13 protein-coding genes and 2 pseudogenes are annotated in these 12,587 nt (G+C 71.8%); 4 read left to right on the forward strand and 11 right to left on the reverse strand.

Annotation, left to right across the window (positions count from 1 at the left end; all coding sequences use genetic code 11):
- Window positions 1–5 precede the first annotated feature (5 nt).
- The 9 genes and pseudogenes from ABZS77_RS10760 to ABZS77_RS10800 all read right to left on the reverse strand — a co-directional run bounded on the left by ABZS77_RS10760 (window position 6) and on the right by ABZS77_RS10800 (window position 5,909).
- Complete coding sequence (locus ABZS77_RS10760) at window positions 6–359, reverse strand: YciI family protein (protein WP_354820571.1); 354 nt, start codon at window positions 357–359, stop codon at window positions 6–8.
- Between the two features lie 39 nt (window positions 360–398).
- The gene (locus ABZS77_RS10765; protein WP_354820574.1) at window positions 399–812 is read right to left on the reverse strand and encodes a DUF6069 family protein; all 414 of its coding nucleotides are present in this window, start codon (window positions 810–812) and stop codon (window positions 399–401) included.
- A gap of 113 nt (window positions 813–925) precedes the next feature.
- Entirely contained in the window at window positions 926–1,423 is a 498-nt protein-coding gene (locus ABZS77_RS10770; RefSeq protein WP_354820577.1) for a YcxB family protein, read from the reverse strand.
- A gap of 78 nt (window positions 1,424–1,501) precedes the next feature.
- The gene (locus tag ABZS77_RS10775) at window positions 1,502–1,984 is read right to left on the reverse strand and encodes a hypothetical protein (RefSeq protein ID WP_354820580.1); all 483 of its coding nucleotides are present in this window, start codon (window positions 1,982–1,984) and stop codon (window positions 1,502–1,504) included.
- A 31-nt stretch (window positions 1,985–2,015) separates the two neighbouring features.
- Complete coding sequence (locus ABZS77_RS10780; RefSeq protein ID WP_354820583.1) at window positions 2,016–3,245, reverse strand: cellulose-binding domain-containing protein; 1,230 nt, start codon at window positions 3,243–3,245, stop codon at window positions 2,016–2,018.
- 301 nt (window positions 3,246–3,546) lie between these two features.
- On the reverse strand, window positions 3,547–4,125 hold the full coding sequence (locus ABZS77_RS10785; RefSeq protein ID WP_354820586.1) for an AMP-binding protein: 579 nt from the start codon (window positions 4,123–4,125) through the stop codon (window positions 3,547–3,549).
- Window positions 4,126–4,141: 16 nt separating this feature from the next.
- Window positions 4,142–4,681: pseudogene (locus tag ABZS77_RS10790) on the reverse strand (AMP-binding protein); the annotation flags it as partial.
- Window positions 4,681–5,748, reverse strand: coding sequence for a cytochrome P450 (locus ABZS77_RS10795; protein WP_354820589.1), 1,068 nt, complete (start codon window positions 5,746–5,748; stop codon window positions 4,681–4,683). The pseudogene ABZS77_RS10790 and the gene ABZS77_RS10795, both read right to left, overlap by 1 nt.
- A complete protein-coding gene (locus tag ABZS77_RS10800; RefSeq protein WP_354820592.1) occupies window positions 5,745–5,909 on the reverse strand; it encodes a hypothetical protein in 165 nt (54 codons plus the stop codon). Before ABZS77_RS10800 ends, ABZS77_RS10795 begins: the two co-directional genes overlap by 4 nt.
- Before the next feature lie 179 nt (window positions 5,910–6,088).
- Between ABZS77_RS10800 and ABZS77_RS10805 the strand changes: the two are divergent.
- The 3 genes and pseudogenes from ABZS77_RS10805 to ABZS77_RS10815 form a co-directional block, all read left to right on the forward strand.
- Window positions 6,089–6,295, forward strand: a pseudogene (locus ABZS77_RS10805) (hypothetical protein); the annotation flags it as partial.
- A 64-nt stretch (window positions 6,296–6,359) separates the two neighbouring features.
- Window positions 6,360–7,274, forward strand: a complete 915-nt coding sequence (locus tag ABZS77_RS10810) for a thioesterase domain-containing protein (RefSeq protein WP_354820595.1) — start codon at window positions 6,360–6,362, stop codon at window positions 7,272–7,274.
- Between the two features lie 21 nt (window positions 7,275–7,295).
- Window positions 7,296–8,549 (forward strand): MFS transporter, encoded by a 1,254-nt coding sequence (locus ABZS77_RS10815; RefSeq protein ID WP_354820598.1) that lies wholly within the window; start codon window positions 7,296–7,298, stop codon window positions 8,547–8,549.
- Between the two features lie 49 nt (window positions 8,550–8,598).
- Here ABZS77_RS10815 and ABZS77_RS10820 read toward each other — a convergent pair whose 3' ends face one another.
- Complete coding sequence (locus tag ABZS77_RS10820; protein WP_354820601.1) at window positions 8,599–10,074, reverse strand: RICIN domain-containing protein; 1,476 nt, start codon at window positions 10,072–10,074, stop codon at window positions 8,599–8,601.
- Window positions 10,075–10,103: 29 nt separating this feature from the next.
- The gene (locus ABZS77_RS10825; protein WP_354820604.1) at window positions 10,104–11,543 is read right to left on the reverse strand and encodes a glycoside hydrolase family 43 protein; all 1,440 of its coding nucleotides are present in this window, start codon (window positions 11,541–11,543) and stop codon (window positions 10,104–10,106) included.
- A gap of 222 nt (window positions 11,544–11,765) precedes the next feature.
- Between ABZS77_RS10825 and ABZS77_RS10830 the strand changes: the two genes are divergently transcribed.
- Window positions 11,766–12,584 carry a transglutaminase domain-containing protein gene (locus tag ABZS77_RS10830; protein WP_354820607.1) on the forward strand — a complete coding sequence of 273 codons (819 nt, stop codon included), beginning with the start codon at window positions 11,766–11,768 and terminating at the stop codon, window positions 12,582–12,584.
- The last annotated feature ends 3 nt before the right edge of the window (window positions 12,585–12,587 follow it).

Genomic DNA, 12,587 nt, shown 5'->3' on the forward strand with positions numbered 1-12,587 from the left:
CCCGCTCAGGCCTGGGACAGGTCGTCGAAGGGGCGCACCTCGACCGGGCCGCAGGCCGCCGCGCACTTCCCGGCCCAGGCCAGCGCCTCGTCCAGGTCCGCGCATTTGATCACCCAGAACCCGGCGATGTGCTCCTTCGTCTCGGCGAACGGCCCGTCGCTCATGGTGGTCGCGCCGTTCTCGATCCGGACGACTGTGGCGCTGTCCGGCGGCCGGAGCCCTCCGCCGAAGACCCAGGCACCCGTCGCCTGCATCTCGTCGTTGATCCGGCCGGTCTCCCTGAACACGATCTCCATCTCCTCGTCGGACGGGTCCGGTGCGCCCTCGACGACGTGCACGGAAAGCAGGTACTGCTGCATGACGGTCCTCCGGTAACTCGGTGGTGGGTTGACGACAGGTCAGGCGGCCAGGCGGCGGGCCACAGCGGGGATCACGATCGCGGCCGCGACCAGGTGGGTGAGCATCAGCAGCGCCTTCGTGCCCACGCCGGCGTCCGCGATCAGGTCCGGCACCAGCGACAGGGCCGTCAGCATCACGGTCGTACGGACGAACGTGCGGCGCGGGCGCCGGGCGAAGCGGGACATCAGCGCGGCGACGACCACGCCGATCAGTGAGAACGTCGCGGTCAGCACGCCGAAACCGGACACGGGGATCGGGGAGCCCCCGACGTCCAGGCTGACCCCCGCCGCGTGGCCGGCCGCGGCGACGGCCATGGTGGCGGCGCTCGCGGCGACCGTGGCGACGACACCGGTCCGGGTCACCGCGCCGACGGTCGACGTGGTGGCGGGGGTCGTGTTCGCAGTGGTGGTCATCGTGCCCTCCAGCGGGTGTGTGGCCCGTCTCGTGCCGGGCTCTCACCAGGGCTACGAACGGCACCTGCCCCGATCGACACGCACGCCCAGATTTTTTTCGACGATCACCGGTGTCACCGACCGTCGAGCAGCCCTCGCCCGGCCATGAAGACCCGCAACGTCTCGGCGTCCTCGGCGGACATCAACCGGCGAGGGATCACGGTCGCCGGCATCCGCCCCACATACACGATCCAGAACTCGCGGGTGTCCTTCACGTGGCTGACGCCGTCCCAGGCGATGCCGCCGGACTCCGAGCCGCTGCGCATCATGATGTTGTCGTCGGTGATGTCGTAGGCACCCTCGACCGCGTAACGACCGGAGCGGCGCCGGGCCCGCAACACCACCCACGGCCGGTACAGCGTCGACAACACGCCGCCCACGATCATCGCCAGCCACAATGGCGAGGCCTGCTCGCTCCAGCCGAACCCCCGCGAGGCGGCCAGACCGACCGCCCCGACCGCCGCCAGTGCCGCGCCGACATAACCGAACCTGCGCAGCCGGACACCACCGAGCGCGGCGGCCACCCGGCCCGGGTAGGTGGGATCGGCAGGTACGCCAAAACGGATGTGCACGCCAGAACGATAGTGCCGCCGGTGACCGGTGGTCAGCTCATCGCCACCTCACCGGCCCGGGACGGCGGCGAGGCGAGGTCACGTCCGGCGCCACACCCGGAACGACTGCTGCAGACCCCACGCCCCGTCGGACCGGCGCGCCTCGTTGCGCCACCGGAAGGCGTCGGACCCGATGTCGAAGAAGGTCCAGCGCAGGTCGCCACCATCGAGCACGATGTCCCCGCCGACACGCGAGGCCAGGAACGTGTGCACCCGGCGACGTCCCGGACCCACCCACGTCGAGCGCCAGACGTCCGCACCCGCCGAGGGATCGGGGAAACGCACACTGACGCCGTGTTCGACCCCGGGGAGGATCCAGACGTCCGTGGTCGCCTGGCCGCCCAACGCGTACCCGAAATGCCACTCGCCTCGCCGTACCGTCGTCGAGCCGTCCGGCTCGTACTCCGTGCAGTCCAGGTCCCAGGACCCGGCGAACTGTCCGAACAGGCTGAGGTCGACGCCGTCGGCGGGACCGTCGGCGAGATACGCCGCACCCACGGACACGATCGGTTGGATGTCCATGCCGGCACCGTAACCCGCATCACCGGGTGGGTCAGCAGCCGATCCGGCTGGACCCGACCGCGACGTCGTCGTACCAGAGGGTGTCGGCTCCCCCGCCGTAGCTCTCCCAGCCCAGCTTCAGGTCGGTGAGCTGCGGCCGCCAGGTGCGGTTGTACCACTGGCCGTCGATGTCGTGCGTCGGTGCGCCGTCCGCCGTGAGGCCGGTGACGGCGGTGCCGTCCAGCCAGGTACGGAGCTGACCGGCCGAGCCGTCCACCATGAACTCCAGGCAGGCCCACCGGTTGGTGGGCAGCGGCAGGCTCTGCGCCACGCCGGCTGGGCTCTGCTCGGGCAGGGTCGCGTCGTCGGATGCGCGGTTCCACTGCAGGGCGCCGTTCTGGCCACCCAACCGCAGGTCCCTGTTGCCGTCGGCGGCGTCGGCCATCGTCACCATCGTGGTGTGGTCGGTGGGCTGGGCGGTCGTGTGCCGTACCCAGATCCGGGCGTAGCGGACACTACCCACGCTGCTGAGGTTCTTCGCGGACCGGATGAAGACGTGGTTGCAGTAGCCCGCGGCGCCGTTGATCCGGACCGCCCGGCTCCCGCTGTGCGTGGTGGTCGTGTCGATGGTGGCCGTGCCGGCGCCGGAACAGTCCGGGCTCACCACGGTCCAGTCCCCGGACGGCGTCGAGCCGGTCTGGTTCTCGAAGCCGTCACAGAGCACCGCACCGGCGCAGCCAGCCGGCGGCGGCGTGGTGGGCGGGGGCGTCGTCGGCGGCGGGGGCGTGGTGGGCGGTGGCGGGGTGGTCGGCGGGGGCGTCGTGGGTGGGGGCGTCGTCGGCGGCGGGGTGGTCGGCCCGGCGCCGTTGCACGGTACGCCGTTCAGGCTGAACCCGGTCGGCGCGCCACCGCTGGTGCCGAACGTGCCCTGCACCCCGAACTCGGTGGAGCCACCGGCCGGGACGCTGCCGTTGTACGACATGTTCCGGGCGGTGACCGTCGAGCCGGACTGGCTGACCGTGGCGCTCCAGCCGTTCGTGACGCGCTCGTCCCCGGCGTACGTCCAGGTGACGGTCCAACCGGACACGGCGGTGTCGCCGGGGGAAACCTTGACGGTGGCGGTGAAGCCGCCGGGCCACTGGTTGGGCGTGTAGTCGACCCGACAGCCCTGGGCTGCCGTTGCCGGGCCGGTGAGCAGGGCCGTTCCGGTCGCGGTCACGGTGGCGGCCAGCCCGGCGACGACCGCCAGGGTCAGGGCGGGGCGGGCGCGGAAAATCGTCATGGGAGGTCCTTCTGGCATCAAACGAGCTGGACGGAGGCGGCGTGGCGACGCGCGCCCGTCAACGGACGCGGCGCGACAACGCGCCCTGGGTGCGGTGCGGCGGTGCGCGACAGCGACTGGTCGGCGCGTACGACCGATGTGCCCGGCTCGGGGTGGACCTGTCAGCCGCCGACGGCCCGGTCCCCCGGACCCCGGCGGCGCCCACACCCAATCTATTGACGAATCCCGATCCAATCAAGCCTGCGCCGGTGCTGTCGGCCGATCGCCCGACCGGACACCGGCGCGGGCGGCACCGACCGGCTCAGGACGAGCGGAGCCGCTCGCGGAACCAGGCCCGGTCGGGGTTCACGAAAGACTTGCCGGCGAGCACGACGGTGGGCACGGTCTCGTTGCCCCGGGCCAGCGGACGCCCGATCGGGACGTCGCCGTCCGTACCCGTCAGCTCGCGCAGTGGGAACCAGGTGGCGAACGTGGTGGTCTCGGTGGGGCCGTATCCGTTGATCACCTCTGGCGCGGCCGGGACCTCGCGGGCGTGCCGGACCATGCGCCGCGCGTGCGGCAGCGCCAGGCGCTCGCCTCCGACGAGGACCTGCCGGAGGCCGTCGAACGTCGTGACGTCCAGGTCGACAAGCTCGTGAAAGAGCGAGGTCGTGACGAAGGCGACCGTGACGCGCTGACGGCGCAGCAGTCCGGGCAGGTCGGCGAGTACGTCCATCCGGGGCGGCGCGACGACCAGCCGCGCACCGCAGAGCAGCGCCCCCCATATCTCGAGCGTCGACGCGTCGAACGACAGCGCCGACCAGTGCAGGAACGTCTCGTCGGGTTCGAATCGCGCGTACGCCTGGCCGCAAACCAGTTGCACGACGTTGCCGTGGGTCACCTTCGACGCCCTTGGGCGTGCCGGTGGTGCCCGAGGTGAACATGACGTACGCGACGTGGGGAACTGACGGCGGGAGGACGGGCGCGGCGACGGCCGGGCGCAGCACGGCGCCGTGCTCGTCGACGACGCCGAACCGCGCCGGAAGGACGTCCCGCACGGCCGCCGGGGCGACCACCAGTCCGACTCCGGCGTCGCTCAGCATCGTCGCCGCCCGTCGCGTGCCGAGGTGCTCCGGCTCGACCGGTACGTACGCCCCGCCGGCCTTGAGGATGCCGAGCAGGGCGACGATGGACTCCACCGAGCGCCGCACCGCCACGCCGACCCGTGCGCCGGGGACCACGCCCGCGTCCCGGGGCCGGCCCGCGAAGGCGTCCGCGGCGGCGAGCATCCCCGCGTAGGTCAGCTCACGCCGGTCGTCCACGACGGCCACGTGCCGCGGGTACGCACCGGCGACACGATCGAACTCGGTGCCGATGTCGGCGCTCGCGAACGGGTGCCCGGTGGGCCCCGCCACACCGTCGCGCGCGTCGACGTCGCTCTGGACCACGTGCGTCATCACTCCTGCACCCCCGTCATCCGTACCGGTAGTCGGCTCACGCCGCTGAGAAAGTTCGACCGGATCCAGCTCACCTCTCCGGCCAGGTCGATCCGGCCGGCGCGCCGCAGCAGCGTCTGCAACAGCAGCCGCAGTTCGAGGCGTGCCATGGAGGCGCCGAGGCAGTAGTGCCGGCCGGCGCCGAAGGTCACGTGCCGGTTGGGCGTACGGGCGACCTCGAAGGCGTCCGGCCGGGCGAATACCGCCGGATCCCGGTTGGCCGCGACGTTCCACAGGATCACCGGGTCGTGTCGGCGGATCGACCGACCGGCGACCGTCAGGTCGCGCACCGCCCGGCGGGCGACGTGCGTGACCGGCGTCGTCCAGCGCAGGATCTCCTCGACCGCGGTCGCCAGCAGGCTCGGATCCCGGCGGATCGCCGTGAGCTGAGCGGGATGCTCCAGCAACGCCAGCAGACCGGTGGCGATGGACAGCCGGGCCGTCTCGTCCCCTCCGATGATCAGGTTGTAGCAGTTGAGCAGTAGCTCCTGATCGGTGAGCGGGCCGCCGGCCACGTCGGCGCGGGCCAGCATGCTGACGATGTCGTCGCCCGGGGTCGACCGGCGTTCCGCGGCGACGCGTGCGTAGTACTGCAGCAGCTCACCCTGCGCGATCTTCGCGCCGACTCCGCCGTCGTGGGAACGGTCGGAGGACATCGCGGTGGCGGTCAGTCGTAGGATCTCCGCGCGGTCCTTCTCCGGAACCGCCAGCAGCTCACAGATCGCCGTCAGGGGGATGACGGCGGCGACGTCCCCGGCGAAGTCCACGGTTCCACGAGCCACCGCCCGGTCGACGGCGATGGCGGTGGCGCGGGTGATGGCAGCCTCGACCGGCCGCAGACCACGGGGGCTGAAGCCGCTCCCGAGGAGTTGCCGCAGGGACAGGTGACGTGGCCCGTCGGAGACGACGAGCATCCGACCGGCCGCGGTGTCGCCTCCACCGAGCACGGTGTCGGCCATGTTCCCGGATTCGGAGCTGAGGGCGTGGGCGTCCCGGTAGAGCGACTCCACGTGCGCGTGGCCGGTCACCGACCAGAATCCCGGGCGGTCACCCGCGGCGGGATGCCACCAGAGCCGGCGCGCAGTCGTTCCCACACCTGGCGCAGGCCGGTCCCACCGCCGGCGTGCGAGTCGGGGTCCAGCAGGTCCACGCCGACCGGGTCGGACAGGACCGCGCCGTTCATCTCCATCCCCGTTCCTTCCCTGCTGCGGCGGCTCGGATCGGACCCGGAGAGCCCGACCGAACCCCACGGTGGCCGGTGCGGCTATCGGCGTCCTTTCACGGCTGCGCGACCCGGCGGGATACCGGCGAGATAGCCGTCGCTGGTGCGGTGAACCGGTCCGCTTGGCCCGGGAGAGGAGCGACCTGATGGCGGTACGCCCGACCGTTGAGGAGCTGGACGCGCGGTGGAACGCCACCGCCGCGCCGTTTCCGGCGGACCGGTGCCTGCACGACCTGGTCGCCGAGGCGGCGCGTCGGACACCCACGGCGACGGCTCTCGTCAGCGGACCGGTACTGCTCACCTACGCGCAGCTCGTGGCGGCGGATCGGCTGGCGCAGCGACTCCGGCACCTCGGGGTGTCGACCGACACTCCCGTGGCGCTCTGCGCCGAGCGGGGGGTCGAGATGGTCGTCGGCCGTGACGGTGGACGTGGCGGACCCGATCCGATCACCCGTCGTCGCGCTCGGCGCCCCCGTCGGCGGGACCCCGGTGCTGCTGGTGCACGGCAGCACGGGCACCGCCGCGGCCTTCCGGTCCGTGGCTCGGCACCTCGGTCAGCACCGGCCCTGTCTCGGCATCGAGGCCGAGGAGGTCCCGCCGGACCTTCCCGCGCCGAGCGTCGACGCCCTGGCCCGACGGTACGTACGCGCGATCAGGCACGTCCGGCCGGACGGCCCGTACCATCTCGCCGGTTGGTCACTCGGCGGCGCCATCGCCTGGTCGATGGCGGCCCGGCTGCGCGCCGAGGGCGACGACGTGACCCTGATCCTGATGGACACCCGACCCCCGGTCGCCGGCGCCGAGCCGACGGACCACGCCGAGGCGCTGTGCGACTTCGCCGAGACGTTCAGCCAGGCGGTCGGTGGTCGGCGCCTGCTGGTGGATCCGGAGCGCCTGCGGCGGTTGCCGGACGAGGACCGGCAGTACGCCGAGATCCTGCGCCGGTTCACCGATGCCGGCCTCGTCGACCCGGACGACCACGGCTACGTGCTGGGACGGGCGCGTACGGCCGTCGCGTTGACGGTCGCCGTCTCCGCCTGGCAACCCGAGCCCTACGGCGGGGCGGTCCACCTTCTCGTACCGGAGCGGCCGGGGGCCGTCCACCAACTCGTGGCCGGCTGGTCGCGTCACTGCGGCGGGGCGATCAGCGCCAGGTCCGTCCCCGGCGACCACATCAGCATGCTGGAACCGGCGAACGCGGCGCAGCTCGCCGATGCGCTCCGCCGGGTGGTCGTGGCCGCTGAGCAGCCGCCGCCCGGAGAGGAATCCCTGGTCGCGGAGCCGTCCGAGGGGTGTCGGCGGTTCGGGCGCAAGGACCCTTCGCTACGGTGATCCGACCGAGGGGGGTGGGACATGGCGCCGGAGCTGTCGCCGCGAAGGGCATGGGCGGTGCTCGTCGCGCTGTCCCTCGCCGCGTTCGCGTTCATCACGACCGAGTTGCTCCCGGTGGGTCTTTTGACCCATATCGCGCCCGATCTCGACCGGTCCCTGTCGCAGGTGGGCCTGCTGGTCAGCGGGTACGCCATCGTGGTCGTGCTGGCGTCCGTGCCGCTGACCCGGCTGACCCAGCGGGTACCCCGGCGTCTCCTGCTCGGCGTCACCATGGTCCTGTTCGCCGCCGCCAACGCCGTCGCCGCGCTCGCGTCGACGTACGCCGTGCTGGCCGGCTCCCGCGTCGTGACCGCGCTCGCCCAGGCGCTGTTCTGGTCCGTCGCCACGGCGACCGTGACCGGGCACTTCGCGGTCGCGGTGCGCGGTCGGGTGGTGGCGCTGTTCGCGACCGGGGCGACGCTGGCCCCGGTGCTCGGCGTACCCCTCGGGACCTGGCTCGGGCAGCAGGCCGGTTGGCGCACGGCGTTCGCGGTGCTGGCCGGGGTCGGTCTGGTGATCGCCGCCGCGGTGCTCGTCCTCCTTCCCTCCTATCCCCCGGCCGCCGGTGGAGCCGCCCGGGGCACCGCGCCGGACCGCCGCCGGTTCGCTCTGTTGCTGATCGCGACCGCCTTCGGCATCGGCGGCTTCATGACTCTGCAGACCTACGTCGCGCCGTTCCTGCTCGACGTGAGCGGTTTCGCCGACGCGGTGCTGGCGCCGCTGCTGTTCGTCTCCGGGGCCGCCGGCATCGTCGGCACCCTGGCCGCTGCCCGGACCCTGGACTCCCGGCCGGTCACCTCCCTGCTGACGCCGCTGAGCATCGGCACGGCCTCACTGGTCGGCCTGTACGCGCTCGGCGCGCTCCGGCCCGCCGTGGTCGCCCTCCTCGCCGGGTTCGGCCTCGCCTACGCGGCGTTCGGCTCGGCCGTGCAGAGCCGCATGCTGCAACTGGCCCCGGGCAGCACGGACATCGCGTCGGCCGGTGTCAGCACCGCCTTCAACGCGGGTATCGCCGGCGGATCGCTGCTCGGCGGCGCCCTCCTGCCCGCCTGGGGGGCGCGCCCGCTGGCACTTGTGGGCGGGCTGCTGACGCTTGTCGCCCTCACGCTGCTCGCGGTCGACGCGCGGCGGGCCGGCACCGCCGGGACGCCGACCGCCACCCGTCCCGACGGTTCCGCGGACACGTCGCAGAGCCGGACGCGACGATCGCCGACGCGGACCTCACCCTCGACCTGAACCGTCGCCGTACGCTCCGACTCCTGTACGGCACCGCTCGGGTGAGCGGTCAGACCGCCGCCCGCGACCACTGCTGGTTGGCGCCGGTGTTGCACGCGTACTGCTTGAGGACCACGCCGTCCACGGTCGATGCGGCCGGCACGTCCACACACTTGCCGCTGTGTCGTGCCCGGAGCTGGAAGTAGCTGCCGTTGGCGACCATCTGGAACTGCTGGTTGCCGCCGGTGCCGCAGGTGTACTGGACGAGTTCGGCGCCGTCGGCGGTCGAGGCGCTCACCACGTCGAGGCACTTTCCGCTGTGCCGGCTGACGATGCGCCAGTAGCCGCTGCCCGCGTCCTGGAACTGCCACTGCTGCCAGGCGTTGCCGCCGTACGTGTACTGCCCGACGCGCGCGCCGTTGGCGGTGTTGGGTTGCTGGACGTCCATGGCCTTGCCGCTGTGCCGCACGGTGATCCGGTAGAACGTCCCCGTCGACGGCGGGGGCGTCGTGGGGCCTCCCCCGATGGTGTCGCCCCACGCGTACCGGATCTGGTCGGCGCCGGAGGCATTGCGGATGGTGAGGTCAAGGTTGGTGCCGCTGCCGCTGAGGGAGAACATCGAGTACCAGTCGTACCCGATGGTGCCCGGCTTGCCACCGAGGGCGGGCCAGTAGGTGCCGCCCATCTGGTTGTCGCGCATGACCTGGGCCATGGCGCGGATGTGGCGGACGAAGTTGTCGGTGCTGCCCGCGTCGGCGTAGTTGCGGCCGTCGTTCATGGGCGCGCCGAACTCGGTCGCGACGGCCCGGGAGGCGCAGTTGCCGAGGCGGGTCTGGATGTGGCTGCGGAAGGCGTCGTAGGTCATCGCGCCGTAGAAGAAGGCGTAGTGGTGGAAGGACAGCAGCGTCGAGGCAAAGCGGCTGTCGTTGCAGACGTCCCGCAGGTCCTGACTGAAGCCGGTGCCGCCGATGAGCACCCGGGCCGGCACCGCAGAGTAGTGGTAGCTGAGCCAGTTCGCCGCGACGTCGCGCCACTCCGCCGAGCTGTAGCCGTGCGGTTCGTTCATCGGCTCGAAGTAGACGTTGGGATTCGAGCCGTACGTGTTGGTCACCGTGGACCACATCGCGTTCCACGCGGAGAGGTTCGTGATCCTGCCGCCGGACGCCGCGCCGTCCTCCCAGTACGCCAGGATGACCTTGAAGCCGCGGGCGGTGGCGGCGTCGATGGCGCCCCGGTAGGCGTCCCACCAGTCCGTACCCACGGTGTGGGTGTTGATGGGCAGCCGGACGGTGTTGACGCCCATGGCGGAGGACATGTCGTCGTAGAGGGCGTTCGCCTTGGCCCGCACCGTCGCGTTGCTGTCGGAGGCGCTCAGGCCCTGCACGACGAGCGGCCCGGTGCTGAAGTTGTCACCGAGCACCGCCCAGTTCATGCCTCGGAATCCGCTTGTCGCTGCCGCGGCCGGCGCGGCCACGGTGACGACGACGCCGACCATCGCGGTCAGCACGGCCACCAGGGCGGACATCGTCCGTCGATGTGTTGCCACGTCGGAACTCCTTGGAACGGGGACCAGCCTCAGCTGGTCACGCGGAAGGTGGCGTCGGCGCGGCTCTGCGCGTCGGTGACCGGATCGAGCCGGAGCAGGTAGTTGTAGTGCCTGATGTACCGGTCCGGATGGCTGTAGGACTGGAACGACGTCCACGAGGAGTTGGCGAGGCCGACGACCTGCCGGAACGTGGCGTCGGCGGCGAAGGTGGCGGTGCCGTCGTTGGCCTCGAGCCGGAAGTCGAACCCGTAGTGGCGCAGGTAGTGGCCCGGGTAGTTGACCGACTGGAGGGAGACCGTGCCGGAGCCGGTCAGGCCGGGCACCAGCCGCCACTGGCCGTCCTGCGCGGGGCTCACGTTCGCGTCGATGCGGGCGTCGTAGTCGGCGTGCCGTACGTACCGGTCCGGGAAGTTGTACGACTGGATCCGGTTGACGGCGGTGGCGGGCCAGCGGGCGAGCACCCGGCTCTGCTCGGCGGCGGTCAGGTTGAGGATCGAGCCGTGCCGCTTGCGGGTGCCACCCATGGCGTACGAGCCGGACGCCGGCAGCCGGTAACTGCCCGGGCTCGACGGGTCGGTGGTCAGCACGGGCAGGTAGCCGCGACCGCTGGCGTACTGGTCGAGGTAGAGCACCCATTCGTTGCGGGCGTTGAACCGCATCCACATCGGACCCTCGACCTGCGAGCCGGTCAGCCCGATGCCGGACAGGTTCCCGATCGTGGTCCAGGTGCCCAGGAGGGAGTTGCTGCCTTCGAGGGTGATCTGGCCGTCGCGGGAGGCCCGGACATAGCGGTAGGCACCGACGCCGGCGGGCACCTCGACGATCTGCGTGTCGATGATCTCCTGGCCACCGGGCCGGTCGACGTACACCTGGGGGGTGGTGATGCTGCGGAAGTTCGCTGTGCGTGCCTGGTAGATGCGGTGCTTGGTCGCCCCGTTGAGCGGGACGTTCGTCGCCCAGTACAGGACGTAGTCGCCTGTCGCCGGGTTCCAGATCGCCTCGGGGGCCCACGCGTTGCGGCCGTCGGGGATCGCGCCGGCGACGTTGAGCAGCCACGGCGCCGACCAGGTGACCAGGTCGGTGGACTCCCACACGACCAGGTTGCGGCTGCCGTTGTTGATCGCGGCCGACCAGTCCTGGCCGCAGCCGATGCACAGGTCGGTGGCGATGATCCAGTACCTGTCGCCACCGGGCGAGCGGACCAGGGCGGGGTCGCGGACGCCGCGGGTGCCGACAGTGGACCGCAGGACGAGCCCGCCGTTGTTCAGGTCCGTCCACCGCAGCCCGTCGGTGCTGTGCGCGAGGTAGATCTGCTGGTCGGTCGACGACTCGCCGGTGAAGTGCGCCATCAGGTAGCCGACTGTCGGGTCGAGTGCGGACGCCTGCTTCGGCATCGCCGCCGACCAGGTGGTGAACAGCAGGCACGCGGCGACCGCCACCGCACAGATCCGGGCGAGAGATTTCCGCACTGGCCTGTCTCCTTCTCGCGCGCACGCACGTCGGCGTTAGCGCTAACAGCGTGGGAGCCTCGCACGGCTCAGGGACATCGAACCATCTCGTTACATTCGTGTTGCGGACAAGTGTTAGCGACCGCATCAGGAGTGTCAAGGGATCGACCATGGTCATTGGACAACGCGTGACCCCCAGGTCCGGGGCAGCGGCTCCGGGTCGCGACGCCTAATCTGCCCGGCATGACGGGGACGATCGACTACGCCACGGCGGGTCCACTGACGAGGATCGACCCGGCCCACGAGCCGGCGCTGACGAACGTCCCGAGCGGGCCCGTCGAGATCTGCCGCCTCGTGCGCGGCCTCGTCATCCAGCCCCGAGACGCCACCGGCCTCGGCATCGCCGACGAGCGGTTCGCCGAGAACCAGCTCCGTCCGGTCGCCGGCATGATCGACGCCCTCCTCGCCCTCGACCCGGCCCCGCTGACCGTGCCACGCGACCCCGACCGGCGACTCATCGGCACCTGCCGTCACTTCGCCGTGCTCAGCTGTGCCCTGCTGCGCCACCGCGGGATCGCGGCCCGAGCCCGCTGCGGCTTCGCCACGTACTTCCAACCCGGGTACGGCGTGGACCACTGGATCACCGAGTACCGGCACGACGGGCGGTGGGTGCGGATCGACTCCGAGGTCCTGGGCCTCTCCGTCGTGGCGACACCCGAGAACCTCGCCGCTGGCGAGTTCCTCACCGGTGGGGAGGCGTGGACGGCCTTCCGTACCGGCCGGATCGATGCCGCGCGCTTCGGCGTGCACGGCACCGACAACTGGGGGCCCGCGGAGATCCGGGGAAACGCCATCAGGGATCTCGCCGCGCTGAACCGGGTCGAGACGCTGCCGTGGGACGAGTGGGGCCGCATGGAGGCCTCCTACCAGGGCAGGACCGGCCCCGACTACGACGACCTCATCGACGCGATTGCCGCCACCTGCGCCACCGACGACGCCGGCCCCGTCGCGGACCTCTACGCCTCGGCGGACCTCGCGGTGCCCCCCACGCTCCTGAGGTGACAA

The sequence above is a fragment of the Micromonospora sp. NPDC005298 genome (assembly GCF_040607375.1).
Lineage (GTDB): Bacteria > Actinomycetota > Actinomycetes > Mycobacteriales > Micromonosporaceae > Micromonospora.